Genomic DNA, 18,110 nt, shown 5'->3' with positions numbered 1-18,110 from the left:
GTTCATCATGCAGCAGATACTGGATCGTACCCAGGAGTCCCTGGCGCAGTCGTTTGCCGCTCTCGCGCATAACGCGCGGCGTCAGCAGCAGCTTTATTACGCCACCGTCGGGCTGCTGATAGCCATCGTCATCGTGTCCGGGCTGTTGCTGGCCGGGCTGGCGGCCGCACGTCATCTCGATGTTCGCCGCAGCCATGTGGCGCAATATGTCAGCGGGATTTCCGTGAAGCTGCAGAGCCAGACGTCGTTCCTGCGCCGTACGGCCCTGACCGTGGACTACTATCTCGCCGCGTCCAGCGATGCGCCGCCGGACCCCGCGCTGCTTGCGCAGGTCCGCCGTACCGGTGCGGCGCGGTCGCCCGACGGGAAGTATGTGCTGCTGGTGTCCAACGCCGCGCGCGAGACATGGGCAAACACGCTGCCGCACAGGATCTGGCAACTGCAGCAGATCGCCACGGCCACGCTCACCACCAGCATGGCGTTCGGGCTCGACATGCAGGCGTACGTGGTCGCGCCCGACGCATCGTTCGCCATCCTCGTGTCGCCGGGGGGGATGCTCGATACTGCGCAGATCGATGCCGGGGTCCTGACCCGCCTGCGAGACGACGTTGTGCGCGGGGTCGCCGCAAGCCAAGGTGCGAGTCCGGATCAGACAGCACCGCATTGGGTCGGGCCCGTCGGCGAGCCGATTCTTCGCACGCGTGCCATGATTGCGACGCTGGAGGCGCGGGGCACGAACGGGAACGGGCACGCCATCCTTGTTGCAGCAAGCATTCCGGCCCGATCATTTCTCGCCGGGCTTGCACGTCCGGCCGATCCTGCCAGGCTCTGGCTGGTGAATCGCGACAACGCCAGTATCGACGTATCTCCGGATGCCGATGCCTCGGTGTCCGACGAAATCCTGCGGCATGCCAGAAGCCTGCCTCTGGACACCCCCACCCCGACACGCTACGGGTTGCTGCTAGTACAGCCGCTGGACCCGGCGTTTGGCACACTGATCTACCAGCTCCCGTACGGCACGCTGCTGAATGCGATTGCGACCGAACTGTTCGCCATGCTCGGCGCTGGCATGCTGCTGATCCTCGGCATCGTCCTGACTGCGCGCTACTGGGACATCCACCTTCTGCGCCGCAGCCACGCCGAAGCCGCCCGCTCGCTTGAAAACGAGACCATCAACCATATTCTGGTTAGCGCCACGCCGATCGGGCTGTGCATCGTGCGCCAGCATGACGAGTCGATACTGACGTCGAACGCCGTCGCCGACTCGCTACTCGGCTGCGCCCAAGGGGCCCGCATGCCGGCGCACATCATGGACGCGCTGCGAAGTCAGGGTGCCTCGTCCGGCCAGACCCGGCTCGCGTCGATCGTGCAGGTGACGGTGCCCGCCGCAGCCCCTGTGGGGCCCGGAGCCCCGTCCCCCGCCATTCAGGAAGCTTCCGAGGCGGCACAGCGCCAGTTTCTGCAGGTAACCTGCGCGCCGGCCAGATATCGCGACGAATCGGTACTGTTCTGCGCGGTCCAGGACATCACGGCGCAGCACCAGCTTGAACTGCAGTTGCGCGAAGCACGCGAGACGGCCGAAGCCATGATGCGCGCGCGGTCGAACTTCTTTGCCTCGATGAGCCACGAGATCCGGACGCCATTGAACGCATTGCTCGGCAATCTTGAGCTATTGGCACGTACGGACGGGCTGGAGGCGCAGGCGCCACGGCTTCGGGCGCTGCAGCTGGCATCGGAGGGGCTTCAGCGGATCGTCAACGACATTCTGGACTTTTCGAAGATCGACGCCGGTGAAATGAAACTGGTCGCCGAACCGTTCCGGCCGATTGACGATCTCGAAAGCCTGTCGATGTCCTATGCGCCGATGGCGCAGGGCAAGCCGATCCGCTTTTACGTACATCTCTCGCCAACGCTGGACACGATGCTGACTGGCGACCGCACCCGCATTGCCCAGATCATCAACAACCTGCTCAGCAACGCGTTCAAGTTCACCTTGTGCGGAAAAGTCACGCTCAGCGCCGAAATCACCACCGACACGCTGGACCGCAGCCTGCTGGTCTGCCGTGTCAGGGACTCGGGTATCGGCATGCCGCCCGCGCTGGTTGCTCGCATCTTCCATCCGTTCGTCCAGGGGGAAGCCAGCACATCGGCGCGATATGGCGGCACCGGACTCGGGCTGTCGATCTGCGCCAGGCTGACCGAACTGATGAACGGCCATATCACGGTGGAAAGCGTCGAAGGTGTCGGCAGCGCGTTCACGGTGGTGGTGCCGCTGAGCGCCGCAGCCACGAAAACCGCGCCGCCCGACCCGTTGACACGCGGCACCCGGGCGATGATCCTTTGCCAGGAATCGGATTCAGGTGCCGTGCTGCGTGCCTGGCTCGAACGAGCGGGCTGGCGGTGCGACGTGTTCCATCAACTCGGCGCCGCCCAGGCGTGGCTGCGCACCAATCGACCCCATATTCTTGTGGTGACGGGCGAATACGGGCTCGATACCGTTGCGGACCTTCGGCAGTTGCGCCCTGTCAACGTAGTGTGGGTGACACGGGACGGCCCGGCGCACCCTGCCAACCGCGGCCACGGGGTATTCGAAGTTTCGACGTTCAGCCACAATGGCATTCTGGCTGGCACACTGGCCGCTCTGGACGCGGAACCGGCTGACGCCGCCGACAACGCAGACGACAGCTTGGACGAGGCGCAAGGCGACGGGGAAATCGGTCCGGCTTGCCCTGATGCGGCGTCCGCTGGTGGCGACTTGCCTCACCGCGCAATTCTGGTTGCCGAGGACAACGCCCTGAACCAGGCGCTGATCGCCGAACAACTGAGTGCCCTCGGCTGGGACCCAATCGTGGTTGGCGACGGGCGGCAGGCACTGTCTGCCTTTGAGCATGGCCACTTCGATGCCGTCCTGACCGACGTCCATATGCCGGTCATGGACGGCTACGAATTGCTTGCCGCGATCCGCGCCATCGATCCGGTCGTGCCGGTCCTGGCGTTCAGCGCGGTCACGCACACGGAACAGGCGGGCGCGTGGAGGGACCGAGGATTCACTGGCCACATCGCCAAGCCGGCGTCATTGAAGGCGCTGGAACAGGCGCTGCAAGCCATCCCGGCCAAAACGACGGCCAACACGGCCGCAGACCATGCCCGCGCGCACGACGCTTTACCCGCAAGCGGCGAGCCGGACAACCCGCCAATTCCATACACCGAAATCGCGCGCTACAGGAGCATGCTGCTCGAACACTTGAAGGACGACGGCCCGGAGCTGGCAGCCATCCTGCTGCGCCATGACCCGGTGGCGCTCCGCCATTGGGCGCATCGGTCGGCCGGTGCCTTTCTTGTGATCGATGCGCAGGTGATGGTGAAACTGTGCCGCCAGGTGGAAGCGCTTTGCAGCAAGGCCAGCGGTTGGACACCGGCCATCGCCGCCGCCGGCACCGCGTTGCATGAAGCCGCGCGCACGTTCCGTAACGAGACTGCCGGGCTGGATGCCTGACCCGGCCGGCACGAGCCAGCGCGGTCGTGCGAACACACCACACATGCATCGGGAAAGGACTGCCGTAATTGCATGGTCCGTCCGGGCGGACCATAATGGCGCGTCCGAGCGCGCCTTCGCGGTATTCCGCTGCGTGTTCAGGGCTTTCCAAGAACAGCGCAAGCCGTCCGTCCTCTCCCGATGCAGTCCCACCAAGGTCTCCCGCGCCCCCAGCGTACCTGGGCAATCCTGACAGTGTTTTGCGGCCTGGTCATGGCCGTTCTCGATGGATCGATCGCCAATATCGCGCTTCCGTCCATTTCGCGGGATCTACAGAGCGACCCGGCGCGAACCATCTGGGTCGTGAATGCCTATCAGCTCTCGGTCACGATCTTCCTGCTGCCGCTGTCGTCACTCGGCGAAATCCTCGGGTACAAGCGCGTCTACCGGGTGGGGCTGGCCACGTTCCTGGTGGGGTCACTGCTCTGCGCGCTGTCACCCAACCTGCCGGTGCTGGTTGCGGCGCGCGTCATCCAGGGCATCGGCGGAGCGGGCATCATGAGTGTCAATACGGCACTGGTCCGCTACATCTACCCGCCCACCCGGCTGGGCCGCGGCATCGGTCTCAACGCGCTTGTGGTCGGGGTGACCATTGCCGTGGGGCCGTCGCTGGGCGCCCTGATGCTTGGATTCGCCAGCTGGCCCTGGCTTTTCGCGGTCAACGTGCCCGTCGCCATTTTCGCGCTTGCAATATCGCGCCGCGCGCTGCCCGAGACGCCGCCGCAACCTCGCCCCTTTGACTACCCCAGTGCCCTGCTGTCCGCCGTCGTGATCGGGCTGTTCGTGCTTGGCGTCGATGGGCTTGGACATGAGACGTTGCGCATCGCCGGTGTGGCCGGCCTGTTGCTGTCTATTCTGCTCGGCTGGATGCTGGTGCGCCGGCAGCATGGCCAGCCAGCCCCGCTCGTGCCGATAGACCTGTTTGCCAGCCGCCCCTTCACGCTGGCCGTCGGCACCTCGTTCTGCTCGTTCATGACGCAGATGCTGGCGTTTGTGTCGCTGCCCTTCTATCTCGAATATCAGCTTGGCCGCAGCCTGGCGGAGACGGGTCTGCTGATCACGCCGTGGCCGCTGATGGTGGCCCTCATGGCCGCCCTGTCGGGCCGGTTGTCGGACAGGTATCCGGCCAGCGTGCTCGCCGGTGCGGGGCTGATGATGCTGGCTGCGGGACTGGTCGGCCTGGCCGTGCTGAGCCCTGATGCCGGCAGCCTGGATATCGCCTGGCGCACCGCGCTATGCGGCATCGGTTTCGGATTTTTCCAGTCGCCCAACAATCGCGCCATGATCAGCGCCACGCCGCACGAGCGCAGCGGTGGCGCAAGCGGTGCACAGGCCACGACGCGCCTGCTTGGACAAACCACAGGCACTGCCGTCGTTGCCCTGCTGTTCAGCCTGGATCGCGGCGACGCCGCCCGCACCGCGCTGTATGTGGCCGCCCTGGTGGCAACCATCGGCGCCATCGTCAGCCTCAGCCGGTTGCGCGATCGCTAGGGTGCCGATACAACCGGCCCTTCAGCGCACTCCGTCCCGATGGGCCATGCCGAGCGCCCGCTCGATCCGCTCCAGGCGCTCGCGCCATGTGGAGGCGTCATCGGCCGCGGGGATCGCCACGCCGCCGTGACCGCCGGCATCCCTGATCCGGTTGTGATCGCCCTCCACCGAAATCACGGTACAGCCGGCCAGCAGCAACGCCAGCGCGACCACGGCGACTGCGGCGACTGCGGCGACCACGCCGACCATCCCGCGCACCCCGTGCGCATCCCGATTTGCCATGGTGTCCACTCCGTCATGTCATTCGAGCCAGCCGATCAACAAAAAACCGGGCAATGCACCGTCCTGCCTGACAGCGCGTTGCCCGGAACCGCTACCGGCTCACCCGCCGGCGGGGTACTTCCTGGTCAGTTCAGGCCGGGCCCAGGTCGAGCCACGGCTTGGAGTCGCCACCCTCGATCGTCGACGTGAAGTTCGGATCGCCGGGCTCCTGGTCGGCCCCCACCCACCACTTGGCGCGGTACTTGTGCAGCCCCTGGCCCTGGTAGTTGTTGGTCACCTCGGCGCCGGTCTCGTAGGACTGCGGACGCCACGTACCCGCGGTGTCCGAGCTGCCGCCGGCCAGCACGCGCAGCTGCACCGCCGTGGTGTCCTTGTCGCCCGTGCCGGCTGCGCCCGTAGCGGTCAGCTTCACCTCGATGATCGTGTCGCGATCCACCAGCGGCGCGTTGGCGTTGACCGTGACCGAATCCGCGCCATCGAACGACAGGCCCGGCGCCGACCACGAGAACAGCAGCGGCGCCGGCCCGCTGGAGTCGCTGGCGGACAGCTGGATCGGGGCGCCGCTTTCGACCTGCGTCCGTCCGGTGATAACGGCCACCACGTCGCCTTCCGAGGCCTCGCCCGGCACGATGGTCAGGAAAATCGCGCTCTGGTCGGTATCGGCGCCGTCGTTCACGGTCAGTTTGACCCAGTAGTCGGTCGGTGCCGTCACCGACGGCGCGGTGCCTTCCACCAGTTCGTCGGTGCTGCCATCGAACGGCAGGTCGGGGGCGTCCCAGACATAGGTCAGGGGATTGTCGTCCGGGTCGAACGACGCTTCGGCCGACAGCGCATACGGCGTGCCCGATTCCAGCAGCACCGTGATCCGTGACGTGGGCGGTTCCTGGGTCTTCTTCTTGACCACCAGGTTCTGGCTGTCGGTGGCCGTCTTGCCGTTGGCATCGGTCACCGTCAGCGTCACCGTATAGGTACGTGTGACCAGCGGCAGCAGGCCCTCCACCACGGCGGAGGTCTTACCGTCCAGAAACGCCAGGCCGGGCGCGCTCCACTTGTAGGTGAGCGGCTCCGCGCCATGCGAGCGCAGCCCCGAGAACGACACTTCGTCGCCCTCGAACGCCTCGGTCGGCCCTTCGATCACGGCCACCGTGGCGCCCACGTTCCCGGTGTTGATCCCTTCGAAGTAGAACGGCTCCATGTCGACGACTTCGGTCTTCACCGTCGCCCCCAGCCCTTCACGCGCGGCGTTCAACAGCACGCCGTTGTCCATGTCGATGGTCCAGGTGAACAGGCCACCCAGGTTGTTCTCCAGCACGTACTCGCCCTTTGCCTTCACCGAGCGCGGCGTGTCGATCGACAGGAACAGGCCGGTTTCCGGATTGAACAGGTAGTCGGCGTCGGCCTCCTGGTCCGTGTACACGTTGAACCCGTTGATGCCCGTGCGGTTTTCGAGGTCGAGGTAGTTGTACAGGATGTCGTAGAACTCGCTCGCACCCGACTCGTAGGAGCCAGTGGTCGTGCCGGTGCCGGGGCTGTACGTGCCCACCAGCGGCGACCAGCTTTCGATCACGGCATTGCGCGCGCTGCGGCTGTAGGCCGCATAGCCGACGAAGATGTTCTTCGACGGCACGCCCACGCTCAGCAGGTACTTCACCGACTTGTCGATGCTGAACTGGCTGCCCTCGTAGTCGAACAGGTTCGTGTGGTGGGCCAGCTTCTCGGCCCATGGCGTGCCGAAGAAGTCGTAGGTCATCAGGTTGATGCCCTCCACGCCGGCGGCCAGCATGCCCGGGATGTCGGCGGCAATCATCGTATCCATGGCCGCGCCCGCCGCGATACTCACCCGCACATGGGGCAGGCGCAGCTTGATGCCGCGCACCAGCGCCTGGAAGTGGGCCGCGTCCTCCGGGCCATGCGGATTCCCCGCGCCCGGCATGCCCGGATATTCCCAGTCCAGGTCGACCTCGGTGAACATCGGGAACCGGTCGAAGATATAGGCGATGCTCTCGATCAGCGTCTGGCGCCGCGTGGCATCGGCGGTCGCGGCGTGGAAGGCGCCGCTCATCGTCCAGCCGCCCAGGCTGAACGACAGCTTCAGGTTCGGATTCTGCTGCTTGAGCTTGGCCAGGCCGCCCAGTACGCCCTGGGCCTTGCTCTGGTCGAACAGCTCGCGGTAGTCGTTGCTGACCCACCCGCTGAAGCCCACGTTGCGATACGACGCCACATCGCCCCACGGGTCGGTGAAGGTGGCTTCGTTGAGTTTCTTGCCAAAATCCACCGCCGCCTGGTCGATCGTGTACTGCTTCTCGCCCGTGTCGCCCACGATGCCGGCGAAGCCGATGATCAGGCGATCGTAAGCCGATGCATTGAGCAGCATCAGGTCGGTGCCACGGCCAGCGGCACTATTGGCGTAATTGCCATCCAGCCGGCCGTCGTACTGCGACCAGTCCGTGTAGTAGCCGAAGACCTGCGTATTTTTCTGCGTGGCGCCGTAGGTGTTGTACACACGCTTGGCAACACGGGTCGAGGTGTACGAGTACTTCTCGACCTCGGTGGCCGGATCGTAATTGTTTTGCTTGTAGGTGCGGTCCGACGCGCCCTTCGAGTCCGGCACGCCGGGATCGCCCGGATCTTCCGCGTAGACCAGCTTGCTGTTGTTGCGTCCGCTGCCCAGTAGATTACGCACGCCGGCAAAGCGGCGCAGCGGCACACGCGGCGGTTCCGTATCGGATGGATCCCCGCTGCGATACGTACGCGAGTTCCAGCCAGCGCGCCCCTGGGTTGCCTGGCCGGCCGGTTGGTCGTTGCTGTCACACGATTTCTTTGTCATGACATCTGTCCTTGCAGAATGGTTTGAAGGCCGCCGGCGTGTTGCGCCATTTGATTCCGGCCCGTGATACCGGCGGCCAGACGCATCTTTCTCTTCCGGCCACTGCAATGACATGGATCCGGCGTGGAATATAAACGGTGATATCCGTTTCAACCGGATTCTCCGATTTCCCCCTGTGCATATACGGAATCGGGGGTCCACACCAATACCTCCAAATCCCCGGATATGGATCGGCAATGACCCATCTCGGCTAATGGATGACGTGGATTCGCGCAAATCCATCGGCGTGGCATTGCCTGGCCGCAGCCAGGACTTAATACCCGTATGGGTTATGATGCGCGCAGTATCCTGCGTCGGCAGTCTTTAATATCGTCAGGTCATCTTGTACTGACAATTGATCAGCACGCGCGGATATTGCTTATCCAGACGAAGATGGCGAGCCCACCGCACCGTCCATTGTTTCCGTAATTGACGATATACGGCAGAGAACGGCGTTGAGCCGTCACCCGTGCGGGTCAGATACCGAAAGAAATATCTTCCATGGGAGCTATTTCTGCGGGTCGATACGCTTGTCGTCCATCGCAGACGACATGGGGTAATCGTAATGATCCGGAATAGCGATTCGGTATTTTTTGATTGGGACACCGACCGTGTATTACGCGGCGGCGTGGTAGCGAAGATAACCGGGCAGCAAAAGAAACTGCTGCGACTACTGGTGGAAGGCAAGGCCGCCGTCAAATCTCGCGATTCCCTGCTCAAGGGTGTGTGGGGGAAACGCGCCGCACTGGTGGACGAACTTTACCTGGTGCAACTGGTGTACCGCCTGCGCAAGGCGCTGAGCCCGGTCAGCCTGGACGCCCATATCGTGACCGTGCCGCGCCAGGGCTATCGGTTCATTCCGGTGCCGTACACCACCACGGTCCCGCCCGCACCGGAAGCGGTGCCGCCGGTGGATTCCGCGCTGGAGCAGGCGCGAGGCCTGGCCCACGTGCTGGCGCGCCTGGGGATGCCGATATCCACATCGTCAGTCTCGGCGTTTTCGGATATCGGCGATGCGCTGCATATCGACGAGTCGCAGGGCATCATCTCGTGCAACGGCGTCATCGCCAAGCTCACGCGCTTTGAGTTACGGCTGCTGATCGTGCTGAAGGACCACGGCGAGAAAGTCATGTCGCGGCAGCAGATCATTGCCGCGGTCTGGGGGCCGGATGCGATGGTGGATGAAAACTGCCTGACGCAACTGGTGTCGCGGCTGCGGCGCGCGTTGCATCCGTTGGGCCTGGACAGTTGCGTGTCGGCGGTGCCCAAAGTGGGCTACCGCTTTCGTCCGCAGACTGGCGCGGCGGCGCGAGCCCTCTGACCGCTAGCCGCCGCCGTGGCTCCGTGTCGTTACTCGGCCTTCGCGCCGGATTCCTTGACGACCTTGGCCCACTTGGCAATCTCGCTGCGCTGGTAGTCGGCGAGCTTGTCAGGCGTGCCCAGCAAGGGATCGAGGCCCAGCGTCTTGAGCTTGGCCTGGACGTCGGGCAGCGTGAAGATACGGTTCAGCTCGGTGTTGAGCTTTGCCACCACGTCCTTTGGCGTGTGGGCCGGCGCGAAGATCGCGAACCACGAGGTGGCTTCATAACCGGGCAAGCCCTGTTCCGCGATGGTGGGAATGTCCGGCGCGGACGCCGATCGCTGCGCACTGGTCACCCCCAGGGCACGCAGCTTGCCCTCCTTCACCACCGGCAATGCCGAGGGCAGGTTGTCGAACATCATCGTGATATGGCCGCCCAGCAGGTCTGGAATGGCCATGGCCCGCCCCTTGTACGGCACGTGGACGATCTTGGTGCCGGCCATGGTGTTGAACAGCTCGCCCGCCACATGCAGCGACGTACCGACGCCCGGCGTGCCGAACGTCAGCTGCCCCGGCTTCGACTTGGCCAGTGCGATCAGTTCCTGGACGTTTTTCGCCGGCACCGACGGGTGCACGACGAGCACGTTGGGTGTCGATGCCACCAGGATCACCGGCGTGAAATCCTTCACCATGTCATACGGCATCTTGCTGTAGAGCGCGCCGTTGATCGAATGCGTGCCCACCGTGCCCATGGCCAGCGTGTAGCCGTCCGGCGCGGCATGGGCCACTGCCTCGCCGCCGATATTGCCGCCGGCACCGGGCTTGTTGTCGACCACTACCGGCTGGCCCAGCGAAAATTTTTCGGAAAAGATGCGTGCCAGGATATCGGGTGCGCCGCCACTCGGAAAACCTACCACGATGCGGACGGGCTTCGTCGGGTAAGCGTCGGCGGCCTGCGCGGCAGGCGCGGCGAACACGGCGGCCAGAGTGGCCGTGGCGGCCAGCGCCCCCAGCACCTGACGGCGCCGGATCATTCGAGCACGCATGATTCTGTCTCCTGAATCGTTTTTTATTTAGATACTGGTTTGCCCTGCGACTACACGGCGATATTGCCGAATTCCTTCGACACCTGGTCGTGCAGGCGACGCATGCCGCGCAACCAGCGATCGTAGTCCTGGCCCTTGCGGCGATAGTATTCCAACACCTCGGGATGCGGCAGCACCAGGAAGTTCTCGGCAGCCATGCCCTCCAGTGTCTTCTCGGCCACGTGCTCCGGCGTGACCGAACCCGCCTGCAGGAACCCCTTGCGCTCGCCGTCCTCGCCGAACAGCATCTTCGTCTGCACGCCCTGCGGGCAGATGCAGCTCACCTTGATGCCACGGTCGCCATATGTGATCGACAGCCACTCGGCAAAGCCGATGGCCGCGTGCTTGGTCACGGCATACGGCGCCGAGCCGATCTGCGACAACAGGCCGGCGGCAGACACCGTATTGACCAGATAGCCGTCGCCGCGCTCCAGCATCTGCGGCAGCACGGCCTTGGCGGCGTGGATATGGGCCATGACGTTGATGTCCCAGATTCGCTGCCACTCTTCGGCGGATGCCTCCAGCCCCTTGCGCAGGATGATGCCTGCGTTCGAGCAGAAGACGTCGACCTGCCCAAAGCGTTGCGCGGCGGTATCGACCAGGCCTTGCACCGCGGCGGCATCGGCCACGTCCACCCGCTGCGAGAACACCTGGCACTGCGGCGCGGCAGCCGCCGCTTCGGCAGCCACCTGTGCGGCGCCAGCGGCATCGATGTCGGCCACGGCCACGCCGCGGGCGCCGGCCCTGGCAAACGCCAGCACCAGCGCACGGCCGATGCCCGTACCGCCGCCCGTCACGATCACCGTCTTGTTACGAATCTCCATCGATATCTCCCTCTCGTTTTCAGAATCTGGTCACGCGGGTTGCCACAGCCGCGTTGCAAGTGTGTCGGCCAGCTCACGAATGCGCGGCCCAAGGTTGCCTTCGAGGACTTCAGGAGACAGCCGCGTCGACGCGCCGCCGATATTGATCGACAGCACTTCGGAGCCATCCGCCAGCCGGACGGGCGCCGCCGCGCCGCTGACCGACCTGTCCCACTCGGCATGGGCCACGCAGAAACCACGGCGCGCGTGCTCGCGCATGGCGCGTTCGAGACGCGTCCGCACACCGGGCCAGCGCGTGCCGTGCTGGCGTTCCAGTTCGGTCATCACGGCCGTACGCCGCGGCGCGGGCAGCCCCGCCAGCCAGGCGCGGCCGATGGCAGACGTCGCCATCGGCAAGCGCGATCCCGGCGTAAGCCGCATGACCAGCGCGCCACGCGGCTGGCAGACCTCCAGGTAGAGCATGTCGTGCCGATCGGGCGCGGCCAGCGCCACGGTACATCCCGTCGCAAATGCAAGAGACTGCATCAGCGGCTGCGCGATATTGCGGATGCCGGCGCCGGCCAGATAACGCTGTCCTGGCAGCATCGCACCCTGGCCGATGCGGTACTTTTCCTGGTCTTCCACGTAGACGAGATAGCCGACGCTGGCCAGTGTGTAGGTGAGCCGCGAGACCGTGGGGCGGGGAATACCCGTACGCCGGGACAATTCGGCGTTGCCCAGGAAGTCATCGTCCGGACCAAAGGCCCGCAGCAGTTCCAGCCCGCGCGCCAGCGCCGTGACGAAGTTGCGGTCCTCGCCATCCATCGCGTGCGCGGCCTCGCACGACACAAGTGCGGAATCGGGCGGCTGCGGAATCGAGGTCGTGCGCTTCATGGTGCGATTGATATCAGTTTCCGTGCCCGATGCACGTCGCTATGTAGCGAAAACATGTCCGTCAGAAGTACCGTTCATGGACCGAAGGAAGAAGTCGCCATTCCGCGACGGTGCAACCCGGCGCGTGGGCAAAATCCAGACGGCTACGATTCCCGTCCCCCGAGCGACCTCGCGACACTGGCTCCCCAACACTCACTGGGTGCAATCAACTGGGACTGGATATCAGAAATTCTTTAAGGCGCGGCGCGTCCTTCCCCCGGGGTTTTCCCGGGCCTGCCCATGCAGTGAAGACATACGTGTCATAGGCGGCGCAAATAAGGCCCAGGCGTCCGCCCACCGAGCCACTTGCACACTGAAATCAGGGAATTTACCGACGTGGCAAGGCGGGATGCGGGCTGGCTATTTCGCGTATCGGAATACTACGTCCGATTGCTTGACGCTCGCTGAAACGCTATGCAAAGTCGCCGAAAACGAACGACCGTGCGAGAACGCGACACGGCGTCGGACACAGCGCGGGTGACGTCACGGCACACCATCGCAAGGAGACAACGCATGGCATTGTTTTTCCAGCAGTTCCTCAACGGTCTCACACTGGGCGGCGTCTACAGCCTGGTGGCATTGGGACTAACCCTTGTCTACGGCATCCTGCACGTGCCCAACTTCGCGCATGGCGCGTTGTACATGGCCGGTGCGTACGTGTCGTACTACGCGATGACCACGCTCGGCCTGAACTACTGGCTGGCCATGCTGGCCGCGGCGGCGGTCGTGGCCATGCTGTCGATGCTGGCGGACCGCCTGGTCTTTCATCCGCTGCGCAATGCGCCCGAGATCCACGACATGATCGCCGCCATCGGCATCCTGCTGTTTCTTGAAGCCGGCGCGCAGGCGCTGTGGGGTGCCGATTTCCATCGCATGCCCACGCCCTACGGCCAGATGGTGGACATCTTCGGCCTCACCGCGCCGCTGCAGCGCGTGCTGATCATCGTCGCCGCGTTCGGGCTCATGGTGCTGCTGCACCTGTTCCTGACGCGCACGGTCACCGGCTCGACGATCGTTGCCATGGCGCAGAACCGCGAAGGCGCGGCGCTGGTCGGCATCGACGCCACGCGCGTGACGCTGCTGGTTTTTGCCATCTCCGGGGCGCTGGCCGCGATTGCTGCCACGCTCTACGCGCCGATCAACCTGGTGTACCCGAGCATGGGCAACCTGGTCATTACCAAGGCGTTCGTGATCATCATCCTGGGCGGCATGGGCAGCATTCCCGGCGCCATTGTCGGCGGGCTGATCATCGGCATGGCCGAAAGCTTCGGTGGCTTCTACATCTCCACCGACTACAAGGACATCATCGCGTTTCTGCTGCTCGTGATCATCCTGTCGGTGCGTCCGCAGGGCCTGTTCGCCGGCCGCGCCGCCTGAGGAGGACACCGACATGAAAGCACTGCAAGGCAAGACGGGCTGGGCGCTGCTGCTGGCGGCCGCCATCGCGTTCCCGCTGGTGGTCCCGAACAGCTACTTCCTGACCGTGATGACGCTGGCGTTCATCACCGCCATCGCCACGCTCGGGCTGAACCTGCTGACCGGCTACACGGGCCAGCTCAACCTCGCGCACGGCGGATTCATGGCCATCGGCGCCTATACGCTGGGCATCCTGACCGTCGACCACCAGCTGCCCTTCTGGCTGGCCTTCGCGCTGTCGGGCGTGGTCTGCATGGTGCTGGGGTACGGCGTCGGTGTGGTCTCGCTGCGCCTGAAGGGCCATTACTTCTCGATCTTCACGCTCTGTGTGGGCTACATCATCTACCTGATCATCGAAAAGTGGGAAGGGCTGACGCACGGCGCGGTGGGCCTGATCGGCATCCCGGTGCCGGCCTCGATCGGACCGGTTGCGTTCGACAGCGTGCAAGCGCAGTACTACCTGGTGCTGTTCTTCCTGGCGGTCGGCACGTTCGTGATGCACCGGATCGTGGGATCGCTGCTGGGCCGCAGCTTCATGGCCGTGCGCAACAGCGACGCGCTGGCCGAGGCACTGGGCATCAACCTGATGCGCACCAAGGTGCTGTCGTTCGTGCTCTCGGTGGCCTATGCCGGATTCGCCGGCGCGCTCTATGCCGGCCAGGTGCGCTTTCTCGGGCCGGACATCGCCCGCACCGACATCACGTTCGACATGGTGATGTCGATGCTGGTCGGCGGCACCGGCACGCTGCTTGGGCCGCTGCTGGGCGCCGTGCTGGTGCCCTGGGTCACGCAGACCCTGCAATTCCTGCAGGACTACCGCATGCTGGTATTCGGCCCGGTGCTGATCCTGCTGATCATCTTCGTGCCCGATGGCATCGTGGGGTCGTACCTCAAGCGCCAGGCCCGTCGCGCCGCCGCGCAGCGCCGTGGCCAGCTGGCCGCCGCACGGGCGGCACAGCCCGCCCCCGTCCCCACCACCCGCCCCGGAGCCGAGAATGCTTGAGATCCGCAACCTGACGAAGAAATTCGGCGGCCTGACCGCGGTGCACGATGTTTCCGTGACGTTCGAGACCGGCCATATCAACGCGATCATCGGCCCCAACGGCGCCGGCAAGACCACGTTTTTCAACCTGATCGCCGGCACGCATGCGCCGTCGTCGGGCCAGATCCTCATCAGGGGCCAGGACGTGGCCGGCCAGCGCGCCGACCAGATCGCCCGGCTGGGCGTGGCCCGGACCTTCCAGGCCACGTCGCTGTTCGACCGCGCCACGGTGCTGGACAACCTGATCGTCGGCCACCGCCTGCGCACCAAGTCGGGCCTGGCGGACGTGCTGCTCAACTCGCGCCGCCTGCGCGAGGAAGAAAAGCTGTGCCGCGAGAAGGCCGAGGCGGCGCTCGACTTTGTCGGCCTGTCGCACCTGGCGCATGAAGTTGCCGCCGATATCACGCAGGAAGCCCGCAAGCGCGTGGCCTTTGCCCTGGCGCTGGCCACCGACCCGGACCTGCTGCTGCTCGACGAGCCCGCCGGTGGCGTGAACCCCGAAGAAACCGTTGGCCTGGCGGAGCTGATCCGCAAGATGGTGCGCCACGGCAAGACGGTCTGCCTGATCGAACACAAGATGGACATGATCATGCGGCTGGCCGACAAGATCATGGTGCTCAACTATGGCGAGAAGATCGCCGAGGGCACGCCCGCGCAGATCCAGCAGGACCCGCGCGTCATCGAAGCCTATCTGGGAGCCGACCATGTTGCAGCTTGAACGTGTCTCGCTGTCGTACGGCAGCTTCCGCGCGCTGGACAACATCACGCTGCACGCCAGGGCCGGCGAACTGGTGGTGCTGCTGGGCGCCAACGGCGCAGGCAAGAGTTCGATCTTCCTGGCGATGAGCGGCATCCACCGCACCAGCGGCGGCAGCATGCGCTTCGACGGCCGCGAACTGGGCGGCATGAAGCCATCGCAGATCGTGCAGGCCGGGCTGGTGCATTGCCCCGAGGGCCGCAAGCTGTTCCCGGCCATGAGCGTCGAGAAGAACCTGACGCTGGGCGCCTACGTGCACCGGAGCGACCGGAGCGGCATCCGCACCACGCTGGAAGAGGTCTACGAGATGTTCCCGATCCTGCGCCAGAAGAAGGACGACCCGGCCGGCTCGCTGTCCGGCGGGCAGCAGCAGATGGTGGCACTGGGTCGCGCGCTGATGGGCCGCCCCCGCGCGCTGCTGCTCGACGAACCGTCGCTGGGGCTGGCACCGCTGGTGGTCAAGCAGATGTTCGAGGTGATCCAGCGCATCAACCGCGCCGGCACGACCGTGCTGCTGGCGGAACAGAACGCCTACGCGGCGCTTGGCATCGCCCATCGCGCCTATGTCATCGAAAGCGGCCGCATCGTGATGGAAGGCGACCGCGACGCACTGCTGAAGGACGAAGGGATTCGCAAGGCGTATATCGGCGGGTAAGGTTGATGTTCTCCCCTCTCCCGCCTGCGGGAGAGGGGAGCGAAAAGCGTAAGCAATAGAATCCAAAGGAGACAACACATGCAACAGAAGACATTGGGTCGTTTCTTCGCGCTGGCCGCCTGCGCAGCCGCCGCCATCGTCGCCTCGTCGCCGGCCCTGGCGCAGGAGGTGGTCAAGATCGGCTACACGGGTCCGCTGTCCGGGGGCGCCGCGCTCTATGGCAAGAACGTGCTGTCCGGCATCCAGATGGCCGTGGATGAAATCAATGCGGCCGGCCTGCAGGTGGGCGGCAAGAAGGTGAAGCTCGAAGTGGTGGCGCTGGACGACAAGTACGCGCCGGCCGAAGCCGCCATCAACGCGCGCCGGCTGGTGCAGCAGCACAAGACGCCGGCCGTGTTCGTGCCGCACTCGGGTGGCATTTTCGCGCTGCAGGCTTTCAACGAGCAGGAAAAATTCCTGGTCATGGCCTATTCGAGCGTGCCGCGCATCACCGACGCCGGCAACAAGCTCACGATCCGTATCCCGCCGGCCTACACCGGCTATATCGAACCGTTCGTGAAGGCGCAGATGAAGCGCTACGGCAAGAACGTGGCCATGGTGCCCGCCGATCACGACTACGCCAAAGCCTGGGTGCAGGCGTTCGTACCAGCCTGGGAAGGTGCCGGCGGCAAGGTCGTGGGCAACAATCCGATGTCGTACACCAAGGCCACGGACTTCTACACCGGCGTGTCGCGCGCCATCGCCGACAAACCCGACGTGATGTTCGTGGGCGGCCCGTCCGAGCCGACCGCGCTGGTCGTCAAGCAGGCCCGCGAGCTGGGCTTCAAGGGCGGCTTCATCATCATGGACCAGGCCAAGATGGACGAGATGGCCAAGGTCACGAACGGCCTGGCCATGCTGGAAGGCTCGATCGGCGTGATGCCGCTGGTCAACGATGCCCGTCCGGCCGCGCAGGCCTACAACGCCCGCTACAAGAAGCTGCACGACGGCCGCGACGCCACCACGGAGATGTCGCTGAACTACACGATGACCTGGGCGCTGGCCAACGCGATGAAGCTGGCCGGCACCACCACCGACGCCGCGGCAATCCGGGCCAAGATGCCCGACGCGGTGAAGGCGCTGCCCAAGGAAGTGAACCCGAACGAGGTGGACGGCATCGACGCCAAGGGCGGCTCGGTGGCCGATACCGTCGTGGGTTGGGTCCAGAAAGGCAAGATCGAGCCGGTGCGGCTGTCGGAACTGGCCAAGTAGAGACGCAGCAATACCGCAAGGAAGAGAGAGAGAGAGAGAGAGAGAGGCGGAGGGAGCCGTACCCGGCTGGCGGGCATGCCAGCACTGACGTAGCAGTCTAAAAATAAAACGTAAGTGGAGAGAAACGAAGGGCGTCCGGCACAACCGGACGCCCTTTGTCTTTGCCGCAGCCGGCGATCAGCGCCGCTCGTCGTTACGCGCCTGCTGCTGCGCATGGCGGGCCTGTTCCTGCTGGGCCCGCTGTTGCTGTTGCTGCTGGCGTTGCTGTTCCTGGAACTGCCGCTGCCGGTCCTGCTGCTGGCGCTGTTGCTCCTGGACCTGTCGCTGCTGTTCCTGCGCCTGTCGCTGTTGCTGCTGCATCTGTTGCTGCTGCTCTTGCGCGCGCCGCTGCTGGTCCTGCGCCTGACGCTGCTGCTCCATCTGCTGGCGCTGCGCGGCCTGTTGCCGCTGCTGCTCGAACTGCTGCCGCTGCTGTTCCTGGAACTGGCGCGCCTGGTCCAGTTGCTGGCGTTGCACGGCCTGCTGACGTTGCTGCTCCATCTGCTGGCGTTGCTGTTCCTGGATCTGCCGCTGCTGCTGATCGCGCATCTGCGCCTGGCGCTGCATGTCCTGCTGCTGACGCTCCTGTTGCGCGCGCTGCTGGTCAAACTGCCGCTGGCGCTCCTGCGCCTGCCGCTGGACGTCCTGCTGCTGA

The 18,110-nt window shown here is 65.0% G+C and carries 14 protein-coding genes; 9 read left to right on the top strand and 5 right to left on the bottom strand.

Annotation, left to right across the window (positions count from 1 at the left end; genetic code table 11):
- Positions 1-7: 7 nt before the first annotated feature.
- Together BLQ58_RS24390 and BLQ58_RS24385 are read left to right on the top strand one after the other, a co-directional pair.
- Positions 8-3,496, top strand: a complete 3,489-nt coding sequence (locus BLQ58_RS24390; protein WP_092602697.1) for an ATP-binding protein — start codon at positions 8-10, stop codon at positions 3,494-3,496.
- Positions 3,497-3,676: 180 nt separating this feature from the next.
- Positions 3,677-5,026: an MFS transporter gene (locus BLQ58_RS24385; RefSeq protein ID WP_092602695.1), complete on the top strand. Its 1,350-nt coding sequence runs from the start codon at positions 3,677-3,679 to the stop codon at positions 5,024-5,026.
- Positions 5,027-5,047: 21 nt separating this feature from the next.
- Here the strand turns inward: BLQ58_RS24385 and BLQ58_RS24380 are convergent, their stop codons facing one another.
- Both BLQ58_RS24380 and BLQ58_RS24375 read right to left on the bottom strand, forming a co-directional pair.
- Positions 5,048-5,308 carry a hypothetical protein gene (locus tag BLQ58_RS24380; RefSeq protein WP_139186159.1) on the bottom strand — a complete coding sequence of 87 codons (261 nt, stop codon included), beginning with the start codon at positions 5,306-5,308 and terminating at the stop codon, positions 5,048-5,050.
- 130 nt (positions 5,309-5,438) lie between these two features.
- A complete protein-coding gene (locus BLQ58_RS24375) occupies positions 5,439-8,135 on the bottom strand; it encodes a glycoside hydrolase family 18 protein (protein WP_092602691.1) in 2,697 nt (898 codons plus the stop codon).
- 667 nt (positions 8,136-8,802) lie between these two features.
- Between BLQ58_RS24375 and BLQ58_RS24370 the strand changes: the two genes are divergently transcribed.
- Positions 8,803-9,495 carry a winged helix-turn-helix domain-containing protein gene (locus tag BLQ58_RS24370; RefSeq protein ID WP_175459993.1) on the top strand — a complete coding sequence of 231 codons (693 nt, stop codon included), beginning with the start codon at positions 8,803-8,805 and terminating at the stop codon, positions 9,493-9,495.
- Positions 9,496-9,524: 29 nt separating this feature from the next.
- Here the strand turns inward: BLQ58_RS24370 and BLQ58_RS24365 are convergent, their stop codons facing one another.
- The 3 genes from BLQ58_RS24365 to BLQ58_RS24355 are packed head-to-tail and all read right to left on the bottom strand — an operon-like array spanning position 9,525 to position 12,256.
- A complete protein-coding gene (locus BLQ58_RS24365) occupies positions 9,525-10,520 on the bottom strand; it encodes a tripartite tricarboxylate transporter substrate binding protein (protein WP_092602687.1) in 996 nt (331 codons plus the stop codon).
- A gap of 50 nt (positions 10,521-10,570) precedes the next feature.
- Positions 10,571-11,383, bottom strand: coding sequence for an SDR family oxidoreductase (locus tag BLQ58_RS24360; RefSeq protein ID WP_092602685.1), 813 nt, complete (start codon positions 11,381-11,383; stop codon positions 10,571-10,573).
- Positions 11,384-11,413: 30 nt separating this feature from the next.
- A complete protein-coding gene (locus BLQ58_RS24355; RefSeq protein WP_092602683.1) occupies positions 11,414-12,256 on the bottom strand; it encodes an IclR family transcriptional regulator in 843 nt (280 codons plus the stop codon).
- Between the two features lie 552 nt (positions 12,257-12,808).
- On the opposite strand from BLQ58_RS24355, the gene BLQ58_RS24350 reads away from it, so the two are divergent.
- The 6 genes from BLQ58_RS24350 to BLQ58_RS29700 form a co-directional block, all read left to right on the top strand.
- On the top strand, positions 12,809-13,672 hold the full coding sequence (locus tag BLQ58_RS24350; RefSeq protein WP_092602681.1) for a branched-chain amino acid ABC transporter permease: 864 nt from the start codon (positions 12,809-12,811) through the stop codon (positions 13,670-13,672).
- 13 nt (positions 13,673-13,685) lie between these two features.
- A complete protein-coding gene (locus BLQ58_RS24345; RefSeq protein ID WP_092602679.1) occupies positions 13,686-14,714 on the top strand; it encodes a branched-chain amino acid ABC transporter permease in 1,029 nt (342 codons plus the stop codon).
- Complete coding sequence (locus BLQ58_RS24340; protein ID WP_092602677.1) at positions 14,707-15,471, top strand: ABC transporter ATP-binding protein; 765 nt, start codon at positions 14,707-14,709, stop codon at positions 15,469-15,471. The genes BLQ58_RS24345 and BLQ58_RS24340 overlap by 8 nt, the downstream gene beginning before the upstream one ends.
- Complete coding sequence (locus tag BLQ58_RS24335) at positions 15,458-16,165, top strand: ABC transporter ATP-binding protein (protein ID WP_092602675.1); 708 nt, start codon at positions 15,458-15,460, stop codon at positions 16,163-16,165. Before BLQ58_RS24340 ends, BLQ58_RS24335 begins: the two co-directional genes overlap by 14 nt.
- Before the next feature lie 78 nt (positions 16,166-16,243).
- Positions 16,244-17,416, top strand: a complete 1,173-nt coding sequence (locus BLQ58_RS24330; protein WP_092602673.1) for an ABC transporter substrate-binding protein — start codon at positions 16,244-16,246, stop codon at positions 17,414-17,416.
- Positions 17,417-17,629: 213 nt separating this feature from the next.
- Positions 17,630-18,110: hypothetical protein (locus BLQ58_RS29700; protein WP_175459992.1), on the top strand; the 481-nt coding region annotated here is incomplete at its 3' end.

Origin of the sequence: Ralstonia sp. 25mfcol4.1 (assembly GCF_900104095.1) — a bacterium.
GTDB lineage: Bacteria > Pseudomonadota > Gammaproteobacteria > Burkholderiales > Burkholderiaceae > Cupriavidus.
The sequence above is the reverse complement of the archived record's forward strand: the minus strand, read 5'-3'. Positions and strand labels throughout refer to the sequence as shown.

Bases quoted from the DNA above. Each gene is read 5' to 3' on its own strand.
- BLQ58_RS24390 (WP_092602697.1), top strand. From the start codon at position 8: ATGCAGCAGATACTGGATCGTACCCAGGAGTCCCTGGCGCAGTCGTTT.
- BLQ58_RS24385 (WP_092602695.1), top strand. From the start codon at position 3,677: ATGCAGTCCCACCAAGGTCTCCCGCGCCCCCAGCGTACCTGGGCAATC.
- BLQ58_RS24380 (WP_139186159.1), bottom strand. From the start codon at position 5,308: ATGGCAAATCGGGATGCGCACGGGGTGCGCGGGATGGTCGGCGTGGTC.
- BLQ58_RS24375 (WP_092602691.1), bottom strand. From the start codon at position 8,135: ATGACAAAGAAATCGTGTGACAGCAACGACCAACCGGCCGGCCAGGCA.
- BLQ58_RS24365 (WP_092602687.1), bottom strand. From the start codon at position 10,520: ATGCGTGCTCGAATGATCCGGCGCCGTCAGGTGCTGGGGGCGCTGGCC.
- BLQ58_RS24360 (WP_092602685.1), bottom strand. From the start codon at position 11,383: ATGGAGATTCGTAACAAGACGGTGATCGTGACGGGCGGCGGTACGGGC.
- BLQ58_RS24355 (WP_092602683.1), bottom strand. From the start codon at position 12,256: ATGAAGCGCACGACCTCGATTCCGCAGCCGCCCGATTCCGCACTTGTG.
- BLQ58_RS24350 (WP_092602681.1), top strand. From the start codon at position 12,809: ATGGCATTGTTTTTCCAGCAGTTCCTCAACGGTCTCACACTGGGCGGC.
- BLQ58_RS24345 (WP_092602679.1), top strand. From the start codon at position 13,686: ATGAAAGCACTGCAAGGCAAGACGGGCTGGGCGCTGCTGCTGGCGGCC.
- BLQ58_RS24340 (WP_092602677.1), top strand. From the start codon at position 14,707: ATGCTTGAGATCCGCAACCTGACGAAGAAATTCGGCGGCCTGACCGCG.
- BLQ58_RS24335 (WP_092602675.1), top strand. From the start codon at position 15,458: ATGTTGCAGCTTGAACGTGTCTCGCTGTCGTACGGCAGCTTCCGCGCG.
- BLQ58_RS24330 (WP_092602673.1), top strand. From the start codon at position 16,244: ATGCAACAGAAGACATTGGGTCGTTTCTTCGCGCTGGCCGCCTGCGCA.